At 60.2% G+C, this 19590-nt stretch carries 23 protein-coding genes and 1 tRNA gene; 17 read left to right on the forward strand and 7 right to left on the reverse strand.

From position 1 onward, the window contains the following. Positions 1-141: 141 nt before the first annotated feature. A complete protein-coding gene (gene xseA, locus AAIL67_RS09365; protein ID WP_134737326.1) occupies positions 142-1479 on the reverse strand; it encodes an exodeoxyribonuclease VII large subunit in 1338 nt (445 codons plus the stop codon). Between the two features lie 450 nt (positions 1480-1929). Here xseA and AAIL67_RS09370 point away from each other — a divergent pair, with 450 nt between their 5' ends. Next, positions 1930-2562 (forward strand): MotA/TolQ/ExbB proton channel family protein, encoded by a 633-nt coding sequence (locus AAIL67_RS09370; RefSeq protein ID WP_003062918.1) that lies wholly within the window; start codon positions 1930-1932, stop codon positions 2560-2562. Between the two features lie 19 nt (positions 2563-2581). Beyond that, positions 2582-3013 (forward strand): biopolymer transporter ExbD, encoded by a 432-nt coding sequence (locus tag AAIL67_RS09375; RefSeq protein WP_003054027.1) that lies wholly within the window; start codon positions 2582-2584, stop codon positions 3011-3013. Between the two features lie 75 nt (positions 3014-3088). Here AAIL67_RS09375 and AAIL67_RS09380 read toward each other — a convergent pair whose 3' ends face one another. Beyond that, entirely contained in the window at positions 3089-4009 is a 921-nt protein-coding gene (locus tag AAIL67_RS09380; RefSeq protein ID WP_343483851.1) for a Dyp-type peroxidase, read from the reverse strand. A 176-nt stretch (positions 4010-4185) separates the two neighbouring features. Here AAIL67_RS09380 and AAIL67_RS09385 point away from each other — a divergent pair. Then, positions 4186-4262, forward strand: a tRNA-Val gene (locus tag AAIL67_RS09385). Between the two features lie 146 nt (positions 4263-4408). Here the strand turns inward: AAIL67_RS09385 and AAIL67_RS09390 are convergent. Further along, positions 4409-4858: an SRPBCC family protein gene (locus tag AAIL67_RS09390; protein ID WP_003062911.1), complete on the reverse strand. Its 450-nt coding sequence runs from the start codon at positions 4856-4858 to the stop codon at positions 4409-4411. Between the two features lie 69 nt (positions 4859-4927). Here AAIL67_RS09390 and AAIL67_RS09395 point away from each other — a divergent pair, with 69 nt between their 5' ends. Continuing rightward, entirely contained in the window at positions 4928-5461 is a 534-nt protein-coding gene (locus AAIL67_RS09395; RefSeq protein WP_343483852.1) for a hypothetical protein, read from the forward strand. Positions 5462-5667: 206 nt separating this feature from the next. Further along, on the forward strand, positions 5668-6510 hold the full coding sequence (locus AAIL67_RS09400) for a CHAD domain-containing protein (RefSeq protein WP_343483853.1): 843 nt from the start codon (positions 5668-5670) through the stop codon (positions 6508-6510). A gap of 21 nt (positions 6511-6531) precedes the next feature. Here AAIL67_RS09400 and dkgB read toward each other — a convergent pair whose 3' ends face one another. Beyond that, a complete protein-coding gene (dkgB, locus tag AAIL67_RS09405) occupies positions 6532-7338 on the reverse strand; it encodes a 2,5-didehydrogluconate reductase DkgB (protein WP_343483854.1) in 807 nt (268 codons plus the stop codon). A gap of 147 nt (positions 7339-7485) precedes the next feature. After that, the gene (locus AAIL67_RS09410; protein ID WP_171832527.1) at positions 7486-7632 is read right to left on the reverse strand and encodes a hypothetical protein; all 147 of its coding nucleotides are present in this window, start codon (positions 7630-7632) and stop codon (positions 7486-7488) included. Between the two features lie 132 nt (positions 7633-7764). On the opposite strand from AAIL67_RS09410, the gene AAIL67_RS09415 reads away from it, so the two are divergent. The 6 genes from AAIL67_RS09415 (at position 7765) to adk (ending at position 13496) form a co-directional block, all read left to right on the forward strand. Continuing rightward, positions 7765-8667: a LysR family transcriptional regulator gene (locus AAIL67_RS09415; RefSeq protein ID WP_343483855.1), complete on the forward strand. Its 903-nt coding sequence runs from the start codon at positions 7765-7767 to the stop codon at positions 8665-8667. A 165-nt stretch (positions 8668-8832) separates the two neighbouring features. Beyond that, positions 8833-10242, forward strand: a complete 1410-nt coding sequence (locus AAIL67_RS09420) for a GntP family permease (RefSeq protein ID WP_343483856.1) — start codon at positions 8833-8835, stop codon at positions 10240-10242. Positions 10243-10337: 95 nt separating this feature from the next. Beyond that, positions 10338-11381 carry a tetraacyldisaccharide 4'-kinase gene (lpxK, locus tag AAIL67_RS09425; RefSeq protein WP_343483857.1) on the forward strand — a complete coding sequence of 348 codons (1044 nt, stop codon included), beginning with the start codon at positions 10338-10340 and terminating at the stop codon, positions 11379-11381. A 96-nt stretch (positions 11382-11477) separates the two neighbouring features. Then, positions 11478-11669, forward strand: coding sequence for a Trm112 family protein (locus AAIL67_RS09430; protein WP_003054006.1), 192 nt, complete (start codon positions 11478-11480; stop codon positions 11667-11669). A 3-nt stretch (positions 11670-11672) separates the two neighbouring features. Beyond that, on the forward strand, positions 11673-12449 hold the full coding sequence (gene kdsB / locus AAIL67_RS09435) for a 3-deoxy-manno-octulosonate cytidylyltransferase (protein ID WP_343483858.1): 777 nt from the start codon (positions 11673-11675) through the stop codon (positions 12447-12449). 390 nt (positions 12450-12839) lie between these two features. Then, positions 12840-13496: an adenylate kinase gene (gene adk / locus AAIL67_RS09440; RefSeq protein ID WP_003062884.1), complete on the forward strand. Its 657-nt coding sequence runs from the start codon at positions 12840-12842 to the stop codon at positions 13494-13496. Positions 13497-13771: 275 nt separating this feature from the next. Here adk and AAIL67_RS09445 read toward each other — a convergent pair whose 3' ends face one another. Next, positions 13772-14752, reverse strand: a complete 981-nt coding sequence (locus AAIL67_RS09445) for an asparaginase (RefSeq protein ID WP_343483859.1) — start codon at positions 14750-14752, stop codon at positions 13772-13774. A gap of 82 nt (positions 14753-14834) precedes the next feature. Here AAIL67_RS09445 and lexA point away from each other — a divergent pair, with 82 nt between their 5' ends. From lexA to AAIL67_RS09465, 4 genes are all read left to right on the forward strand, one after another. Next, entirely contained in the window at positions 14835-15506 is a 672-nt protein-coding gene (lexA, locus tag AAIL67_RS09450) for a transcriptional repressor LexA (RefSeq protein WP_343483860.1), read from the forward strand. Between the two features lie 169 nt (positions 15507-15675). Next, positions 15676-16098, forward strand: a complete 423-nt coding sequence (locus AAIL67_RS09455) for a hypothetical protein (RefSeq protein ID WP_343483861.1) — start codon at positions 15676-15678, stop codon at positions 16096-16098. A gap of 417 nt (positions 16099-16515) precedes the next feature. Then, complete coding sequence (locus tag AAIL67_RS09460; protein WP_003062877.1) at positions 16516-16761, forward strand: hypothetical protein; 246 nt, start codon at positions 16516-16518, stop codon at positions 16759-16761. A gap of 143 nt (positions 16762-16904) precedes the next feature. Next, positions 16905-17366: a universal stress protein gene (locus AAIL67_RS09465; protein ID WP_003062875.1), complete on the forward strand. Its 462-nt coding sequence runs from the start codon at positions 16905-16907 to the stop codon at positions 17364-17366. Positions 17367-17674: 308 nt separating this feature from the next. On the opposite strand, the gene AAIL67_RS09470 is transcribed toward AAIL67_RS09465, so the two are convergent. Then, positions 17675-18001 (reverse strand): hypothetical protein, encoded by a 327-nt coding sequence (locus AAIL67_RS09470; protein WP_003075735.1) that lies wholly within the window; start codon positions 17999-18001, stop codon positions 17675-17677. A gap of 770 nt (positions 18002-18771) precedes the next feature. On the opposite strand from AAIL67_RS09470, the gene AAIL67_RS09475 reads away from it, so the two are divergent. Further along, positions 18772-19080, forward strand: coding sequence for a hypothetical protein (locus AAIL67_RS09475; RefSeq protein WP_003053988.1), 309 nt, complete (start codon positions 18772-18774; stop codon positions 19078-19080). A 95-nt stretch (positions 19081-19175) separates the two neighbouring features. Further along, the gene (locus AAIL67_RS09480) at positions 19176-19580 is read left to right on the forward strand and encodes a hypothetical protein (RefSeq protein WP_003062872.1); all 405 of its coding nucleotides are present in this window, start codon (positions 19176-19178) and stop codon (positions 19578-19580) included. Positions 19581-19590: the final 10 nt, after the last annotated feature.

Here is a 19590-nt window from a genome sequence, read left to right on the forward strand (position 1 = left end):
GCAGCCAAAAGCATGCGCTCACGGCTTACAGCGCATGAACGCTGGCCCCTGTTGCATTGCCTGCGCCGATTGCAAAAGAGTTCTGATGAAGAACCCGGTTAGCGTGCAGGTGTTTTGCAGCCAGCTTGTGGCTGGCGAGCATCAAAGCAGACGCGGCTGAGTGACCACCACATCCACCGCTCCGTCCGACAGCTGAGCCTTCAGTGCCGTTCCCGGAACGGCCTGCCTGACCTGGGTCACAGGCCTGCCCTGCTGATCCGTCAGCAAGGCATAGCCGCGCTGCAACACCAGGCGCGGGTCCAGCAGTTGCAAGCGCAGGTCGATACGATCCAGCGTTTGCCTTTGCTGCTCCAGACTGCGCTGGAAGATATTGGGAAAACTGACCTGTATCGCTTGCTGGCTCTGCGCAAGCCGCTGCAATTTCAATAGCATGGAGTGGCGCAGGCGCTGTGCCTGACGGCTGAGCTGCAGCTGATTGCGCGCCAACTGCTCGCTAGGCCGCCCCAAACGCTGTGCAGCGATATCCAGGCGCTGGGCCTGGCGATCCAGCACACGCTGCACGGCATTGTCCAGACGGTCCTGCATCAGACCCAGAGCCCCCAGCCAGACCTCGCGCGGCTGGGCTACCAGCTCGGCCGCAGCCGTGGGCGTGGGCGCACGCAGGTCGGCGCAAAAATCGGCAATGGTGAAGTCGGTTTCGTGACCCACGCCGCTGATCAGCGGCACCGGGCTTTGCACAATGGTGCGCGCCAGCTGTTCGTCGTTGAAGGCCCACAGGTCTTCCAGCGAGCCGCCACCGCGCACCAGCAAAATGGTGTCTATCACCGGCTGCCGCGCGGAATCAACACGCAAGTCGCCGCTTGCATCTTGTCCCTCTTGCGTCAGGAGATACAGTTTTGATAGCGCCTGCACAAGCGATTGCGGCGCCTGGAGCCCCTGCACCAGGGCCGGAACAATTACCACCGGGATATGTGGCACGCGGCGGCGCAGCGCCGTCACCACATCGTGCAAGGCGGCCGCCCCCAGGGACGTGACCAGGCCAATGCCGCGCGGCAAGGGCGGCAGCGATCGCTTGCGCGCAGGGTCGAACAGGCCCTCGGACTCCAGCTGAGCCTTGAGGCGCAGAAACTGCTCGAACAAGGCCCCCTGCCCGGCTCGCTGCATGCTCTCCACCACCAGTTGCAGATCGCCACGCTGCTCGTAGACGCCTAGACGCCCTCTGACTTCGACCAGCTCGCCATCACGTGGCGAGAAACCGACCTGCTCGGCCGCACGACGGAACATGGCACAGCGAATCTGCCCGCTCGCGTCCTTGAGGTTGAAATAGCAATGCCCGCTGGCAGCGCGCGAAAAGCCACTGAGCTCGCCGCGCACCGCGACCGGATTGAAGCGAGCCTGCAAGGCATCGCCAATGGCGTGGCATAGCGCGCCAACTTCCCACACATGCGGCGTGGTTGCTGAGTTTGGACGTTCAAACATTGAATTCATGCGGTGTCAGCGAGGTCTTACGCGGGCCTGATTCTCCACAGATGTCGGCGTCCAGCCTTGTCGGCGACAAAGCCAGAAAAATCCTAAACAACACATGAGGAAAATCATCCATCCTATTGATTTAAAACAACTTATAAGGCTTCATACAGGTGTCAAACTCGTAACAAGCCTTTAAAGCGAAGCAGATAACTGCCCGGCATAGCAACTAGATCACAAAGTTATCCACAGATTTCTGTGATATACGCGAAAGCATTCGCAAAGAATCGCAAGCACTTTGTGCCTGCTCTGCCGCTCCAAGCTCCTTGCGCTTCAAGCGCTGCCGCACGATCTTGCTGCGCTGGCTCAAGCCTGCCGTATGAGGCCTGTAAAAACGGGTCGCAGCGGCACGGCAGTGGGTCATAATCGTCGGCTGCAATTTCTGAACGACGAGGGAGAGCAACGTTGCTGTCGATCATACAAGCCGCAGGATGGCCTATCTGGCCTTTGATTGCCTGCTCGATTCTGGCCCTGGCCCTGATTTTTGAGCGCTTTGCCTCGCTGAAAGCCAGCAAGGTCGCGCCGACTAATCTGCTCAATGAAGCGATTTCGGTCTCCACCAAGCACCTGCCCAGCGCTGAAACCACCCAGCAACTGGCCCAAAGCTCGGTATTGGGTGAGGTTCTGGCCACTGGTCTGCGTACCCGCCAGGCACATCCCGAAAGCAGCGAGGAAGAGCTGCGCTCGGCCATGGAGGGCGCGGGCCGCGCTGCCGCCCACAAGCTGGAAAAGTATTTGAGCGCCCTGGCCACCATTGCCTCGGCCGCGCCGCTGCTGGGCCTGTTGGGCACGGTGATCGGCATGATCGAGATTTTCGGCTCCCAGCCCGGAGCCAGCTCCGGCGCCGGCAACCCCGCCCAGCTCGCCCATGGCATCTCGATTGCGCTCTACAACACGGCATTCGGCCTGATGGTGGCCATTCCGTCGTTGATCTTCTGGCGCTATTTCCGCGCCCGTGTGGACGGCTATCTGCTGGGCATGGAACTGGCGTCCGAGCAGTTCGTACGCCATCTGGGCCGCATCAAGCCTGCCAAGTAAGAAGCGGAACGCATCCATCATGAACTTCCGTCCTCGTCACCGCGATGAGCCCGAGATCAATCTGATCGCCTTCATCGACGTGCTGCTGGTGGTGCTGATCTTTTTGATGCTCTCCACCACTTACAGCAAGTTCACCGAGCTGCAACTGACCTTGCCCGTGGCCGACACCGAGCAGCAACGCGATCGCCCCAAGGAAATCATCGTCGGCGTCTCTGCTGATGGCCGCTACTCCGTCAACAAGCAAGGCGTGGATGACCGCAGCGTCTCCTCTGTTGCCGCCGCCCTGTCCGGTGCGGCAACAGCGGGCAATGACAGCGTGGTCATCATCAGTGCCGATGCCAACTCCCCGCACCAGTCGGTGGTGACCGTCATGGAAGCGGCCCGCCACGCGGGACTGTCGCAGATCACGTTTGCCACCCAGACCTCGGCCAGCGCAGGCAAGGCCAACTAGGAGCCTCTCGGGGAATGGGCAGCACATGAAAAAACGGGCCAGATGGCCCGTTTTTCTTTGCACCCATGCCATTTCTCAGGCCTGGAGTCCCAGCACCGTCAGATCCAGCTTGCCACCAGAAATCGGCGGACACCAGAAATAGCAGCCCGTCAGCGGCCTGGAAAAGCGGAACAGTCCATCGCTGATGCCGTCATCCATGCCCAGCATGCGGCGCATCTGAGCTTCGAAAGCGTCAAAGCTGCAACCAAAGGCGGAGAACATCAAGCCGCTGCGATCACTGCCCTGAGGGCTGACACTCCACCAGGGCATTGAGCGTCGCACCACAAAGGCTTCCGGCTCAAAGCTCTCCTGCGCCGTGCGCTTGACATGGGCTGATTCAGGGGCATCGTCCAGTTCCTCGTTGTCGCTGCGGCGACGACCCACGGCATAGTCCTGCTCCATGGTGCTCATGCAGCCAAAGGCCGAGTAGTCATGTTGCCACTGTTGCAAGGCCCAGTAGCTGCAACCGTCCATGCCTGCCCCCTGCTCTGCCGCAATGCCGGCTGCCACGGCCTCATCGTCCTCGGGGTTCTCAGTGCCGTCTTCATAACCGGTCAGATCACGGCCGTGACCGTTGTCCGAACGCTGGTGCACAAAGGCATCCACGATGTGATCAAGCTTGAAGACCGGCGCCAGCAAGTTGGTCAGCTTGGCCGTCAGAGCGATCAGCTCACCGCGTTGATCGCCGCGCAGCCACAGGCACAGCGCATAAGGTGTGCTGGGTGCTTCGAACTGCGGGCCCTTGAGGTGCGGGAACTCGCGCATCAGCGGCAGTTTCTTGTCCAGTTGCTGCAGCACCTGCAGGCCCAGACCCGCCACTACCTGCTGACCGTCAACACTGGTCTGCAATTTCTTCAGACTGTTCTGCAAATCTGCACCTGCACCGACCAGGGTGAAGAAAACATAGCGCCCCTGTTCAGGAAGAGACGCCAGAATGCCTGCTTGTGCTTTTGTCATGGGGTTGCCGATTCAATTGATGGAAAACACATCAAAGTTTAGTAGCGAATCAACAGCGCCCCGGCAAGCCTTGAGCCGCTTGCCGGATTTGAAAAAATTCAGCCTCAAGCGCAAAAAAGTCGCGACTTTGCCCAAACCACCATTTTTCCGCTGCTAGAATTCATCCCATCGACGACAGGCGCGTAGCTCAGCTGGTTAGAGCACCACCTTGACATGGTGGGGGTCGTTGGTTCGAGTCCAATCGCGCCTACCAAACATCGCAAGCAAAACCAGAGCTTGCAAGCAAGACAGCCCGCTGAAAAGCGGGCTTTTTTGTTTCTGCCCCTCTCTTGGGGTGCCGACGCATGGATCACGCCATGCATTGAGCTCGGGCCGTCAATGTCGCGCTCTGCGTCGTTTTCACGCTCCGTCAGGGATGGTCGGCTCCACCAGGAGGGCAAGCAGCTGCAGCGACTCCTGCCAGCCCAGATAGCAGGCCTGCTCGGGAATCACGTCGGGAACGCCCTCCTGCACCACATGCAGCTCGGTGCCACAAAACACGGCTTTCAAGTTCACGGTGGTGATCATTTCACCCGGCAGATTCGGGTCCTCGAAGCGGTCGGTATGGCGTATGCGCTGGCCTGGCACCAGCTCCAGAAACTCGCCGCCAAAGCTGTTTTGACTGTTGGCGGAAAAATTGATGAAGCTCATGCGATAGCGGCCGCCCACACGGGCGTCAAATTCATGCACCTGCGCCGCGAAACCATGGGGCGGCAACCACTTGACCATGGCTTCGGGGGTCGTGAAGGCCCGATAGACGCGTTCGGGCGGAGCTTTGATCACACGGTGCAGTCGAATGGTCTGTGGCATGCGAGACTCCTGAGGTAGAGGCCGCAAGCTTAGCTCTCATCACAATGACTGGCTACCAGCTTCTCGAGAATGCGCTCATCAGCCGCTGCGTCAAAACAAGCGCCACTACAGCAAACTCCATTGACCCATCCTCGACATTCACAGAACCCGATGAAGGATTCGCCGGCTTTAGGCAGATGGCTGTCCATGGCACGCGATGACGAGATCGTCATCGACGCCGCCGACATCAACCATGAGGCATCGTCCAATCTGTGGTGCTTTTCTCCGTGCGATGACGAGTCCCTGGGTCTCAGTGCTGCAGCTCTTGTCGATTTCATCAACCAGGTCATGACAGCCAGGCGAGAGAAATTGAGCGGAAATCCATCCATGCTTTTCTATTGCTGGCATGACGCACAGACGAGGCAGCTACGCTTCAGTCTTGTCTCCAGCACACATGGCCGGCTGCCTTTCGGCTGCGCCATTAACCCCTCTGCAGAGCTCGCCGCCGTCGCAGAACATATCGTCAAGAAGGACTGGCTCAATGCCGACTGGGGCAAGACTGGGCCGAACGGCCCTGGTGCAAAAACAGCCTTGAGCCTGCCCGTGTTCGTTGCCAACCTTTAGCAGCCAAGCCCAGCCTTCAGACTCATCACTGCCCAGGCCAGTCACCGGCCTGAACGCTCCCGCCGCAATTCAGAAGCTGCCCACGGACATAGGGCAGGGAACATGGCACACTGTGGCAAACAGCAGCGAGAGCAATGCGGACCGGAGCATCGCTTTGCTAGTCGCAAGCTTGTCTCCGCCTCATGAAAACTGCCCCGGGAGTTCGTATGGGCAAAGGCAAACCAGACGCCGCAGTGGCGTTTTCAGCTATCGCATCCCCGCTTGTCGACTCGGCAGTCGAACAGGCCCGGCACATAGCCCGAGAGCCCGCCGCCGAGGGGATTCATCAATTGCGCGTTGCGCTGCGCAACCTGCTGACACTATGGTGGCTCTACCGCCCCCTGATGGGCGCCGAGGAATATGCACGGCAGCGCGGCTACCTGAAATCGATTGCCGGCGCAGCAGGCAAGGCCCGCGATTACGACATTCTGATCGAGCTGCTGAGCCGTCATGGCAAATGCAGTGCAGCCGGCATTGCCGCAATATACGTCGCTCGCGAGGCGGCCTTGCAGGCTGGCAGAGAAATCCTGTCACCTCCGCATATACAGACATGCCTGCTGAAAACGCTGACACAAACAGAGGCAAGCTTGCGCGTCAAGCCTCGCCAGCTGCGATTGGGAGCACTTGCCGAAGCACGGATCGCAAAGTCCAGGCGGCAGTTGCACCAACGCATCAAGCGGGCGATAACAGCGAACAAGCCAGATATCGAAGCATTTCACGATGTCAGAAAAGCTGGCAAGAAAACTCGTTATCTGCTGGAGCTATTCGGACCTCTGCTGCCCAAAGATCATCACCGTCTGCTCAAACGCCTCAAGAACATCCAGCAACCTCTCGGAGAGCTGAATGATCTTGCCGCCAGCGAAAGCCTGCTACGCCAGAACCTGCGCCTGATCTCCACACCGGATCAAGCGAAAAAGCTAGAACGCTGGCTCAAGAGAAAACGCAAACGTCGCCAGAGTACTCTGGCCTGCACGCTGCGGCAGGATTGGCGGCTCAAGCCGCCCGGTTAAGGGCCTAATACGGCACCACTATCAGTCCCACACAGGAGCCAGGCCATCGGGGCTGACTTCTCGCCCGTTGCGCTCCAGCGCAGCGATCAGCGCCATCTCCTCGGCATCCAGCTTGAGGTCGCGCGCCAGCAGGTTGCTGGCCAGGTTCTCGCGCTTGGTCGACGAGGGAATTACCGCATAGCCCAGCTGCAGCGCCCAGGCCAGGGCTACCTGCGCCACCGTGGCGTTGTGCTTGGCGGCAATCTGGATCAGCACCGGGTCCTTGAGCACCTTGCCGTAGGCCAGGGTCATGTAGGAAGTGACCTGAATGCCCTGCTCCTTGAGGAAGGCCGTCAGCTTGCGGCCTTGCAGATAGGGGCTCAGCTCAATCTGATTGGTGGCAATCTCGCCCTGGCCCACGGCCGCGATGGCCTGCTTGGTCAGTTCGATATTGAAGTTGGAGATACCGATCTGGCGGGTCAGTCCCTGGGCCTTGGCCTCGGCCAGCGCCTCCATGTACTCGGACAGCTCCACGCCGTTGCCAGGGGCAGGCCAGTGGATCAGGGTCAGGTCCACATAGTCCGTACGCAGCTTTTTCAGGCTGTCCTGAAGGCTGGAGATCAGCTTGGCTTTGCTGTAGTTCTCGACCCAGATCTTGGTGGTGACAAACAGATCGCCACGTGCCACGTCGCTCTCGGCGATGGCCTGGCCGACTTCAGCCTCGTTGCCATAGATCTGAGCCGTGTCGACAGCGCGATAACCCACATCGAGTGCATTGCGCACGGAATCGATCACGGACTGACCGGAGAGGCGGAAGGTGCCGACCCCGAAGGAAGGAATATGGCTCATGAAATAACTCCTGAATGAAATTGAAGACGGCAGCCAGTCCTGAGCTTGCATGTCTGCTATCAGGCCAGGCTTTTCCGATGCCTGAAGTTTGCCCAACCCATATTTGTAGATTAAGCCCTGTATTTCACAAATTCTTTTGAAATAAAATCAAATATAAAAACTCGATTCTTGCGCCAGCAGTGACCAGTCTTCATCATCTTTGATGGCAACACGTGCCCCAGCAGACATGACTGCCATGCCCGCTGCGGGAATGCAGGCTTGGGAGCCATCGGCAATCACCAACAGTCGTTCCACAGAGGTGAATTCGGCAATGCGCCGGTGACCGGGGCGAACAGAGCCACAGACGAGCTCCCAAGGCGGTGCACACAGTTGATATTTGCAGATCAAGCCTGGCACCCCCTCAATTTTCTTGAACTGAATTCAACAATGAAGACCACGCTCGATGAATTGCAGGCCTTTGTGGCCGTCGTGGACACGGGGTCCATCACGGCCGCTTCGGAGCTGCTGGGCCTCACAATTTCGGCTACCAGCCGCACGCTGGGGCGCCTGGAAGAAAAGCTGCAGACCACGCTGCTGCGCCGCACCACCAGACGCCTGGAGCTGACCGAGGAAGGCGCCACCTTCTTGCAGCATGCCCGCGCCATACTGGCATCGGTGGACGAAGCGGAGGAGCTGATGGCGGCGCGGCGCATGCGGCCGGCGGGAAGATTGCGTGTCGATGCGGCCACCCCCTTCATGCTGCATGTGCTGGTGCCGCTGATTGCAGGATTTCGTGCGCGCTACCCCGAGGTGGAACTGGAGCTGAACTCCAACGAAGGCATCATCGACCTGCTCGAAAGGCGCACCGACGTGGCATTTCGCATCGGCGTGCTCAAGGACTCCACGCTGCACGCCCGTCCTGTGGGCATCAGTCGCATTCGCGTGCTGGCCAGCCCGGCCTATCTCAAGCGCCATGGCATGCCCGCCAGTCCGACACAGCTCGCCCAGCACAGCCTGCTGGGCTTTACCCAGCCCGAGTCGCTCAACGACTGGCCGCTGCGCGACGCCGACGGCAACGCCGTGCGCGTTCGCCCGGACATTGCCTCCTCCAGCGGCGAGACACTCCGGCAAATGGCGCTGGCCGGCCTGGGCATCGTCTGCCTGTCGGACTTCATGACCCGCGCAGACCGCGAGCAAGGAAATCTGGTGCAGCTGTTCGGCAAGCAGACACTGGACATCTGCCAGCCCGTCAATGCGGTCTACTATCGAAACACCGCACTGGCGGCGCGCATCACCTGCTTTGTGGACCATGTGGTGGAAACGCTGGGCAGCCGTCCCTTCGGGACCTGAGCGACGCAAGCCGGCGAATCAAAGACGATGGCGGCTGTCATACCTGTGTCGCGATGACGCGGCGCAATGGGCTTGCCACGAGGCTGTACCGCCTCAGCCCTGGCACAGGCTGCGCTGCTTTTGAATTGAACGCCGTGACTGCACGGTTTGCTTAGAGAGGTGCATGTGATCAGCATTTTGGGCATCGTTCTTTCACTCGGTCTGCTCATCACTTTGGCCTATCGCGGCGTCAGTGTGCTGCTGCTGGCACCACTGACAGCCCTGCTGGCCGTGGCCTTCGGTGCACCGGAGCTGATGCTGGCCAGCTACACCCAGATCTTCATGGTCAGCCTTGGCGGCTTTGTCATCGCCTACTTTCCGCTGTTCTTGCTGGGCGCGGTCTTCGGCAAGCTGATGGAAGCTTCGGGTGCGGCTCACATCATTGCCCAAGGCATTGCGGCAGCACTGGGCGAGCGGCGCGCCATACTCGCCGTGGTGCTGGCCTGCGCCGTTCTCACCTACGGCGGTGTTTCCTTGTTTGTCGTGGCCTTTGCGGTGTACCCCATCGCCCAGGCGCTTTTCCGGCGTGCCGACATCCCGCGCCGCCTCATGCCAGCCACGATTGCGCTGGGAGCCTTTACCTTCACCATGACGGCGCTGCCCGGCACGCCGGCCATCCAGAACGCGATCCCCATGCCCTATTTCGGCACCACGCCGTTTGCCGCGCCGGGACTGGGCCTGATCGCCGCAGCCGTGATGCTGATGCTCGGCCTGTGGTGGCTGCACTGGCGCAGCGCGCAAGCGCGCTCCAGAGGCGAAGGCTTTACCGCCGAGGATGAAGCCCAGCAGCCGGCGGACGAACTTGCTCCAGCAGCAGAGGCCGCCCCCAGCCATCTGGAGCTGGGCAAGGCCTTGCTGCCTGTTGCCGTGGTGATCGCTCTGAACTATCTTTTATCAGTGCATGTGCTTGCAGGTCTGGACACGCGCTATCTGGCCGAAGCCCGTTTCGGTGCCACCAGCATCGAGGCGCTGCGCGGCATCTGGGCCGTGATTGCGGCCCTGACCGCGGCAATCTGCCTGCTGGTTGCCCTGTGGTGGGGCCGCCTGCCACAGCTCAAGCAACTGCTCGACAAAGGTGCCAGCGCCTCGGCCCTGCCGCTGCTGAACACGGCCTCTCAGGTCGGTTATGGTGCTGTCATCGCCTCGCTGGCAGGCTTCACGCTGATACGCGATGCGGTGCTGAACATCTACCCGGACAACCCGCTGATCTCGATGTCGATCGCCATCAATATTCTGGCCGGCATCACCGGCTCGGCCTCAGGCGGCATGAGCATTGCCCTCCAGACCCTGGGCAGCACCTGGCTACAGATGGGCGAAGCAGCAGGCCTGTCGCCCCAGCTGCTGCACCGCGTCACGGCCGTTGCCACAGGCGGACTGGATACTTTGCCGCACAACGGCGCCGTCATCACCCTGCTGGGCATCTGCGGGCTCACGCATCGCCAGTCCTATCTGGACATTGCCATGGTAGCTATCGTCCCGGCCGTCGCTGCCCTTGCCGTCATCGTGGCGCTGGGCAGCCTGTTTGGCAGTTTTTGATCCCGAGCTCCCGGGATCAGGGCCCAGGTATTTGCGCATCACGCAGGCCTGTTGGCTGCGGGAACTCCGGCCGCGCCCGTATGATCCCAACCCCTATGCCTCAAAACACCGCCCAAGCATCCTCCTCGCAACATGGCTTGCGCGCCCTCTGGCGCCGGCGTGGAGCGGGTGCCTGGCTGCTGTGGCCGCTATCGCGAATCTATGGAGTGCTGCAGGCCTGGAACGCCAGGCGCATGCGCAGCCGCCAGCAAAGCACGGGGCTGCCGGTCATCGTCGTCGGCAATGTGATCGCAGGCGGCGCGGGCAAGACTCCCGTGACTCAGGCCGTGGTGGCCCACCTCAAGGCCGGAGGCTGGCAGCCGGCCATCATCTCGCGCGGCTATGGCCGCAGGATCGAGAACGGGCAGGATTGCCGCGAGGCCCTGCCGGACAGCCCCGCCAGCGAAGTCGGCGACGAGCCCGCCCTGCTGGCGCGCAGCACCGGCGTACCGGTCTTTGTCGCCTCCAGACGCCTGGAAGCGGCGCAAGTGCTGCGCCAGCGCTACCCGCAGGTCGATGTGATCGTGAGCGACGACGGCCTGCAACATCTGGCCCTGGCACGCGATGTGGAGCTGTGCGTCTTCAATGATGAAGGAGTCGGAAACGGCTTTCTGCTGCCCGCAGGCCCGTTGCGCGAGCCCTGGCCCCGCCCGGTGACGGCCACACTGCATGCAGGCCAGCCGCCCAGGCCTCCGGGCACGGCCCCGACGTTCGCGCTGCAGCGCAGCCTGGCCGACACTGCCCACAACGGCCATGGCCAGAGCATCCCGCTGCGCAGCCTGGCTGACCAGAGCCCGGAGGCCGTGGCCGCCGTGGCACGCCCCGAGTCCTTTTTTGCCATGCTGGCCGCCCAGGGCATCACTGCTGCGGCAACCCAGGCCCTGCCCGATCACTATGATTTCGAGAGCTTCTCGCGCAAGCTGGGAAACGACAAACCCTTGATTTGCACCGAAAAAGACGCCGTCAAGCTCTGGCGCAGCCATCCCGAAGCCTGGGCCGTTCCCCTTGAGCTGCAGCTGCCGCAGGCCTTCTGGGAGCTGCTGGACGCGCAGTTGGCCAAGGCCAACGCCAATATTCGCCGCGATAGCAAGCCAGCCTGACTATCATTGAGCCTATGGATCGGCCTCGGCTGATCCCCCCTTTTTGCAGCGCCAGCCCCCTGCTGGCGCCCTCATCCCGTTTTGCAGGAATACTCCATGGACGCCAAACTTCTCGAACTGCTGGTCTGCCCCGTCACCAAGGGCCCGCTGCGCTTTGACCGCGAGCATCAGGAGCTGATCAGCCACAGCGCGCGTCTGGCCTATCCCGTGCGCGACGGCATCCCTGTGCTGCTGGAAAACGAAGCCCGCACCCTGTCCGACGACGAGCTGGAAGAAGAAAAGCAATAAGCCATGAGCTATACGGTACTGATCCCGGCCCGACTGTCCTCGACCCGTCTGCCCGGCAAACCCCTGGCCGATATTGCCGGCTTGCCGATGGTGGTGCGCGTGGCCCAGCGCGCAGCTCTGGCCGGCGCAGCCCGTTGCGTGGTGGCGGCCGACGACGAGAGCATTGTGGCGGCCTGCGCCGAGCATGGCATCCAGGCCATCCTGACGCGCAAGGATCATCCCAGCGGCAGCGACCGTCTGGCTGAAGCCTGTGCGCAGCTGGGCCTGTCCGGCGACGATGTGGTCGTCAATGTGCAAGGCGACGAGCCGCTGATCGACCCCAAGCTCATCGAGGCCGTGGCGCAACTGCTGCTGGCCCGCCCCGAAGCCAGCATGGGCACGGCCGCCCATCCTATTGATAGCCTGACGGATTACCGCAACCCGAATGTGGTGAAGGTGGTCTGTGACGTCAAGGGTCTGGCCAGCTATTTCAGCCGCGCGCCCATCCCTTTCTCGCGCGACCACGGCGATGAGGCCTGGTGGCAGACGGCTGCCCCCAGGGCCGGTCACACAGGTTTCACACCGCTGCGCCATATTGGCATCTATAGCTACAAGGCCGGTTTTCTGCGCGAATTCCCACAACTGGCACCTGCACCGACCGAAGCCATGGAGCAGCTTGAGCAGTTGCGCGCCCTCTGGCACGGCCACCGCATTGCCGTGCATATCACGCCCGATGCACCGGGTGCCGGCGTCGACACGCCCGAAGACCTGGAGCGCGTGCGCGCTGTTTTTGCTGTTTGAGAAAAAGACCTGCGCACTTTGGCGACACCGGTCCGCAGGCCGTCTTCTTCCAGGGCTGCTCAGGCATCAAGCCGGCAGCAGCCCCGTCGGCCAGAGCAACCCCAAAGGGCCCTGGGCCAGTCCAGGAAAGCGCTGATCGCTATACTTTCCGCATAGTCCGAATAGCATATGTAACGGCTTCGGCACCTGGATTACAACTACAGCAATCGCGTTTGCAGCGGATACATGCCTTCAATTGGCCGCACTTGTGACAGCCTTGACTGAATTGTGTAAGCCTGTGTTGGTCTTGTGCGTGCTATCCTTGCCCGCGAAAAAATACGGCCCGGGGACTACGGACGACCACCCGTCTGCCTGGGCCAGCAAGAATTTCTACTCTCCTCAAGGATTTCCATGAAACTGATTTTGTTGGGTGCACCCGGCGCCGGCAAAGGCACTCAGGCGGCCTTCATTTGCCAAAAGTACGGTATCCCTCAAATCTCCACGGGCGACATGCTGCGCGCCGCCGTCAAGGCTGGCACCCCTCTGGGTCTGCAAGCCAAGGCCGTGATGGACGCCGGCCAGCTGGTCAGCGACGATCTGATCATCAACCTGGTCAAGGAACGCATTGCTCAGCCCGACTGCGCCAAGGGTTTCCTGTTTGACGGCTTCCCCCGCACCATCCCCCAGGCCGACGCCATGAAGGCCGCCGGCGTGAAGCTGGACTATGTGCTGGAAATCGACGTGCCCTTCGACGCCATCATCGAACGCATGAGCGGCCGCCGCAGCCACCCCGCCTCGGGCCGCACCTACCATGTCAAGTTCAACCCTCCCAAGGTGGAAGGCAAGGACGACGTGACCGGTGAAGACCTGGTTCAGCGCGAAGACGACAAGGAAGAAACCGTCAAGAAGCGCCTGGACGTCTACAGCAGCCAGACACGTCCTCTGGTGGACTACTACAGCAACTGGGCCAAGGCCGATGCAGCAGCGGCCCCCAAGTACCGCGCCATCAGCGGCACAGGCAGCGTGGAAGAAATCACCGAACGCGCTCTGGCCGCTCTGGCTTCCTGATCGCCCTGATCACTCGCTCATGGAGCCTTGCCGACTTTCGCGGCCAGGCATCTCTGGGCAAAAAAGGCCGGAGTCTTCACCGGCCTTTTTTGTTTTTGAAGCTCGCGCTCCCGGCCTTCCGGCCGACATCAGTCCGGTGCGGAAAAGCTGTACCAGGGATGGCGCTGGAGCCATCAATATTCATAGCTTCCCGCGCCTACATTCATTGGATTTCAGAGCAAAACACCATAAATACTCTTTATCAATGAGGGCTAGCAGCTCTCATAACAAGAGCATCAATCCAATGCGTGAGGCCAGCCCATCAGCTCCAGCATCAGGCTGATTCTGGCCTTGGCCGCCGGCAGGCTGCTCACACGGCCATCCCCCGCTCCCTCGGCCTGCACCACCTGCCCCTCCTCGCACCGGGTCGTGATGCACAAAGCCATGCCCTGCGTCTGCGCCCAGTCCAGGGCTGACCCCAATGCCTGATGGAGTGTGCCATTGCCCGTGCCCACCACCACCACGGCACGCACGCCTGCCGCATACCAGGCCTGCATCACCGCCAGAGCTACGGCACTGTTGCAGCCCGCATGACTGTGCAGCAGCTCCACCAGGGGCCAGTGATCTGCGGGCGGTAAAGCGATTGCAGTGGAGCTGGCCGCAACGACCGGCAGCCCGCCTGTTGCCCAGCGCAGCCGCCCCTCTTCCACCCAGCCCTGCGGGCCGGCACCACTGCCATCGAAGGCATCCACACGATAAGGATGCACCTTGCGCACCTGGCGTGCACTGAACACCCGGCCCGCCACCACGGCAAGCACACCGCGGCCAGCAGCCTGCATGTCGGCCGCACAGGCCACGGCATCGCGCAGATTGCCGGGGCCGTCAGCCGAAATGGCTGTGGCCGGGCGCATGGCGCACGTCAGCACCACGGGCTTTGCCGGGTGCAGAACACATTGCAGAAACCAGGCGGTTTCCTCCAGCGTGTCGGTGCCATGGGTGATCACGATGCCGCTCACGTCATCACGAGCGAGCAGCTCGGCACATCGCAGCGCGAGTGCATGCCAGGTCGCGTGATCCATATCCTTGCTGTCCAGCTGCGCCAGCTGCTCCACCTGCAGCGATGCAGAAGCAACGCGCTCCAGGTCCGGCACGGCCTGCAGCAGCTGAGCCACGCCCAGTTGGGCCGCACGGTAGCCCACACTGGTGCCCGCCTGCTCGGCGACACCGGCAATCGTGCCGCCCGTGCCCAGGATGACGATATTTTTGTCAGGTTCCACTTGCAGTCCTCTTCAAACTGATTAAAAATACAGGTACTGGATGAACACACAGTATTCATCATCGATCGATCAAGGAATGCCCATGGACCACCCCAAGCTCACTCCCCGCCAGCAGCAGATTCTGGACCTCATCCAGTCCAGCATCGCTCGCACGGGTGCGCCCCCTACCCGGGCCGAGATTGCCAGCACCTTTGGCTTCAAGTCGGCCAATGCTGCAGAAGAGCATTTGCAGGCACTGGCCCGCAAGGGCGTCATAGATCTGGTCAGCGGCACATCGCGCGGCATTCGCCTGCGCGCCGATACCGTGCGCACCATCAATGCGGCACGCGGTGCCAGCTTTGCGCTGCCGCTCACGGCACTGGCTCCGCTGGTGCTTCCACTGGTCGGCCGCGTCGCTGCCGGCTCGCCTATTCTGGCCCAGGAACATATCGATCAGAGCTATTCGGTCGAGCCCAGCCTGTTTGCCGCCAAGCCCGATTACCTGCTCAAGGTCCGCGGAATGTCCATGCGTGACGCGGGCATCATGGACGGCGACCTGTTGGCGGTACAGGCTACGCATGAAGCGCGCAACGGCCAGATTGTGGTGGCCCGCCTCGGTGACGACGTGACCGTCAAACGCTTCAAGCGCACACCTCAAGGCATCGAGCTGCGGCCCGAGAACCCCGACTACAAGATCATTCACGTCGATCCTGAAGAGCCATTCGCCATCGAAGGCCTGGCCGTAGGCCTTATCCGCAACAGCATGTTCATGTAACGGGCAGACGGCGTCCCTCCGCCTATGCAGCGGAGGCACCGGGCCTCTTTCCCTCTCAAGCCCAGGTGGTAGGCGCGAAGCCGTTGAGCTTCGCCCTGGGCGGAGCTTTGCCTGAAGAACGCAATCCTGCCCTTATCCATGCCGCAAGGTCATCAAGAGGAGTTGCCAAATGGGATTCGCCACATCACTGCAGGCTTTGACACGCCTGACCCTTAAAGGGCAGCCTGCCACGCTGTCGCTCAACCCGAACTTCTGCTCTGATGATGCAAGCGAAGCCGCTGCAGAACCTGTATCCTTCACTACCAATCGCCCAAAGGCGAAGCAGATCAGCATTCCTGTCATGCGCGCCAACCGCGGCCGCAGTCGTCTAGGCAGCAATACGCTTTGTCCTCAGGCCTTTGCAGCGACACCAGAGCTGCAATCGCCAATAACCGACGAGTCTAGGCAAGCAGCTTCTCCACGACTTCTCAAGATCGTGCAGCGTGAGCCGTGCAGTCAGCCCGAATGCCTGCTGATCTGCGGACGCATGGCCGATGTCTGTGCCGCGCTGGAGCGTATGGCACTCCATGAGCAAGCAGCCCCGCAAGTCTGAAAGCTCAGTGAGGTTTGACTGCCTGCACTCGTGCAGCTCCGAGCCCGACCCGCGATAGGCCTGCAGGCGATGCAACAAAGCTTCCATTGCATCCAACAGGAAGCCACCTCAACGCTCTTGGCCCATCGGCCGGCAGATATGGCGCCAGACAACTCTGCCAGCAGTGCATAGGCAAAAACTCGATGTCGCCAGAGCAGGCCCTCCGTATTGGCGCCGAACGATCTGGATCGCCATGTAAATTATTTGCTGATGTTCTGCCTGTGCCTGTCCGCCGGAACGCATTTCGCACAAGCCTCGCAGCCTTCTAAACTCCTTGTCAGGCGCGAATATGCGTCAGAACGGATACCCGGATCAGGGTATTGCAGCACCTCTTCGACAGTGGAAACATTCATATACACATGTCAATGAGGGCGTCTTATGAGTGCCTACCGCAAGCTCTTGCAGCACATACAGGCCAAAGACGCCAATGGAGACCTGCGCCTGATTCTGGTCTATCAGAGTTTTGATGAGGTCGACATGCCGCATGGCGTCTCCATACGACCGTCTGCCATTTACTTTGAAACTGCCGATCATCAGGAGGTCAACTGGCTCAATCCACAGCAGTTCGAGATAGAGGCCACTGGCGAAATCCTCAATCGCGTTCCCCCTTCGCCCGAGGAATGAGACAACTCGACGCGATCGACCCCGTTACAGAGTCTTACCTCCTGTCTACAACTCTGCTGCATTCAAGAACTAGGCATTGCGCAGCTCGAAATATTGGAATAAATTGATTCTCAGGCACATCTTCCGGCATCAGGAGGCTGAACATGTTCAAGCACCTGCTCATTCCCACCGATGGCACCAAACTGTCAGAAGCTGCCGTGCGTGCTGGCGTTCTGCTTGCGCGTGAACAAGGCGCCAAGGTGACCGGCCTTTATGTCATGCCCGATTACCGCGCCATCATCTACGGCGCAGACGCACTGCTGACTTACAACAGCACAGAGTTCGAGCGAAGTGCCAACAGCGATGCAGATGCGGCTTTGCAGTTCGTTGACCAGATTGCCAGACCTGAAGGCGTACCCTGCAACTTTGTGCGAGTCACCCACGCCTCTGTTTACCAAGCCATTGTTCACCAGGCGCAGGAATTGCAGTGCGATCTGATTTGCATGGCCTCACACGGTCGCAAAGGTATTGGCGGAATTTTGCTGGGCAGCGAAACCCAGCGCGTCCTGACGCACAGCCATGTCCCGGTGCTGGTACACCGGCCCGCCTCCACCGGCAAACATTAAGGAGCCAGAAATATCGAATAGCAGTCCTGCATGTCGCACGCTTGCCTCGGTACAAGATGGGCAAGTGATTTGCAAGTCATGGCTGCAAAATGCAGGCCAGCCAGCCAGTCAGGAGCTGCTGGCCGCACCCGATGGGGCAACCTGTCAACCGTTCAAACGCGTCAGCAACAGTGCAAGAGCGATAAACGGCGATTGAGGCCAAAGTAACGCCTCTGCCAACTATTCAAATGCATTGACTGTGTGAGCTGCAGAACCGGATCGAGAGGACCCCAAAACTTGCCCGCCTTGCGCGGGCATTTTTTTGGCTGCTAGGCACATCGCTCCGATACTTCTCCCAATCGCTCACGATGCCCAGGCAAGGTGAACAGAATCTGGAGATTCTGCGAGTCCATTTGCTGCACCACGATGGAGCCGTCTTCGTGCAGATAGATCCGCACAGTGTGTGCATCATCCAGATCCCAGTGCGCAACGCTCGTATTCACCCCCCGCCAGCCATGCTCCTCGCACAGCCGACGCCGGCGCAAGGCCTTCAAAAATTCCTGCGAAGCACCAAGCTCTGCATTGGTTTGCACCCAGCTGTCGATCACCAACTCATAAGCCATCTGCTGCGTATGGCAAGGCTTGGCCAGCTTCATATGCCTGATCCAGGCGTCTAGACGGGAGGCAAAAGTGTATTGCAGGTGGTGGGACATGGGCTTTTTTTGAATTCAGTAGGCACAGGGCTAGATCGCCACTTGCGCATCAAAAATCAGAATTTTCCTACGCCCAATTTACCGAAAAGTGCAGCAGAAACAAAATCTACATCACCAATAGGTTCAGGGTTTAACACTGCTTGACGACCGGCCTGAGAGACAACTGGCAGAGCGAGACTTGCCAGAGCCACGGTGAACTCTGAGCCTGCACGGTGACATATCTCAAGGATTGGATAAGCTGGCTTTTGGACGCTTGCCAGCTGCTCAGCCACCGCATTGCCTAGTATTTCGGGAGCACCTACCGATGACTTGCCTGTTGGAATTCAGGCAAGGCGATTCAGCCCTGCTTTCGTTGACTCAGGCCAGAGCATCGTCATCCTGAAATTCAATGCGCCTCTCTCAAAATTGTCATCATCAGGCAATTTTTACGTTCAAACCCATGCCGGCTCAGAATAGATTTCATTAAAAAAATCTATCTTTTCACTCAGTTACTTAGCACGGCCACTTCATCAAGAAAAGATGACAGCGGCACCGGCAAAGCACCTCCCCAGCGCTTCAGAGAAGCTCACACAGCAGATCTGCTCTGTCCATTAGCGCGATCTGTAAGTGCCTACATACTTCCTTACATCCTCTTGATACAACATCAGTCAAATGCAATGAAATGTCAGCTCGCAGGTCCTGCGGCAAGTCGTTGAGCAACAGGGAGTGTCGTCATGAGAAAAGTTAATCCTGCCGCCAAGAACGCGAACCGCGCTTTTGTCCGTCTGCACACGTATGTGACCAAGCAATTCGACTGGGATCTCTTCACCAAGGACTACCGGGTAGTCCTGCACACTGACGAGGATGGAGGCGTCACGCTCTACATCGTCAAGGTCTTCGACAAGGATGGACAGCCTGCCGCACTAGGGCCAAAGATCCCTAACCAGATTACGTTCTCTTACCGTCAGGCTCCCATCATGTCGGTATGGACAGAGTTCTTTAACGACGGCAAATTCAGTTGGCGCAATGTCTCCTGCCGCTAGGGCGCAGCGGTGGAGGATGGTGAATTGGCTGTCGGCATAGACACCCGTCGCTGCGCCAGGAGCGCCATCCTGTCCAACACATTCAGGAGAGTTGCATGACCCGCTTCCAACCGATGCTTGCAACTGCTGCCCTGCTCAGTCTCATGACGCTACATCTCAGCAGCAGCTCCATGGCACAGGCCGCCTTTACAACCCCGGGCGGCTACACCAACTCCTACAGCGGCCAGATCACGGGCAACGGCATCGTGCAATACGGGCTCGAAACGCGGCCCTTCCAGCGCATGACCGTCACGCTCAACACCAACAATCCGTCCAGTCAGATGAACGTCTTCAAGGACGGCTCTGCCCAGCCTCTATGCCAAGGCTCGGCCAACAACAACATCTGCACCTTTCGCATCGAACGTGGTGCCAGCTATCGCGTGCTGATCTTCCTCACGCGTGAAGCCGCCCAGCGCGGCGAAAGTGCACGCTTTACGCTCACCACCGAAGAAAGCACCTGACAGCTTGACT

Source organism: Comamonas sp. A7-5 (assembly GCF_039581385.1).
GTDB lineage: Bacteria > Pseudomonadota > Gammaproteobacteria > Burkholderiales > Burkholderiaceae_C > Comamonas > Comamonas thiooxydans.

Coding starts and splice junctions, on each gene's coding strand:
- xseA (WP_134737326.1), bottom strand. CDS start 1,479: ATGTTTGAACGTCCAAACTCAGCAACCACGCCGCATGTGTGGGAAGTT.
- AAIL67_RS09375 (WP_003054027.1), top strand. CDS start 2,582: ATGAACTTCCGTCCTCGTCACCGCGATGAGCCCGAGATCAATCTGATC.
- AAIL67_RS09380 (WP_343483851.1), bottom strand. CDS start 4,009: ATGACAAAAGCACAAGCAGGCATTCTGGCGTCTCTTCCTGAACAGGGG.
- AAIL67_RS09390 (WP_003062911.1), bottom strand. CDS start 4,858: ATGCCACAGACCATTCGACTGCACCGTGTGATCAAAGCTCCGCCCGAA.
- AAIL67_RS09395 (WP_343483852.1), top strand. CDS start 4,928: ATGCGCTCATCAGCCGCTGCGTCAAAACAAGCGCCACTACAGCAAACT.
- AAIL67_RS09400 (WP_343483853.1), top strand. CDS start 5,668: ATGGGCAAAGGCAAACCAGACGCCGCAGTGGCGTTTTCAGCTATCGCA.
- dkgB (WP_343483854.1), bottom strand. CDS start 7,338: ATGAGCCATATTCCTTCCTTCGGGGTCGGCACCTTCCGCCTCTCCGGT.
- AAIL67_RS09415 (WP_343483855.1), top strand. CDS start 7,765: ATGAAGACCACGCTCGATGAATTGCAGGCCTTTGTGGCCGTCGTGGAC.
- lpxK (WP_343483857.1), top strand. CDS start 10,338: ATGCCTCAAAACACCGCCCAAGCATCCTCCTCGCAACATGGCTTGCGC.
- AAIL67_RS09430 (WP_003054006.1), top strand. CDS start 11,478: ATGGACGCCAAACTTCTCGAACTGCTGGTCTGCCCCGTCACCAAGGGC.
- kdsB (WP_343483858.1), top strand. CDS start 11,673: ATGAGCTATACGGTACTGATCCCGGCCCGACTGTCCTCGACCCGTCTG.
- adk (WP_003062884.1), top strand. CDS start 12,840: ATGAAACTGATTTTGTTGGGTGCACCCGGCGCCGGCAAAGGCACTCAG.
- lexA (WP_343483860.1), top strand. CDS start 14,835: ATGGACCACCCCAAGCTCACTCCCCGCCAGCAGCAGATTCTGGACCTC.
- AAIL67_RS09455 (WP_343483861.1), top strand. CDS start 15,676: ATGGGATTCGCCACATCACTGCAGGCTTTGACACGCCTGACCCTTAAA.
- AAIL67_RS09460 (WP_003062877.1), top strand. CDS start 16,516: ATGAGTGCCTACCGCAAGCTCTTGCAGCACATACAGGCCAAAGACGCC.
- AAIL67_RS09465 (WP_003062875.1), top strand. CDS start 16,905: ATGTTCAAGCACCTGCTCATTCCCACCGATGGCACCAAACTGTCAGAA.
- AAIL67_RS09470 (WP_003075735.1), bottom strand. CDS start 18,001: ATGAAGCTGGCCAAGCCTTGCCATACGCAGCAGATGGCTTATGAGTTG.
- AAIL67_RS09475 (WP_003053988.1), top strand. CDS start 18,772: ATGAGAAAAGTTAATCCTGCCGCCAAGAACGCGAACCGCGCTTTTGTC.
- AAIL67_RS09480 (WP_003062872.1), top strand. CDS start 19,176: ATGACCCGCTTCCAACCGATGCTTGCAACTGCTGCCCTGCTCAGTCTC.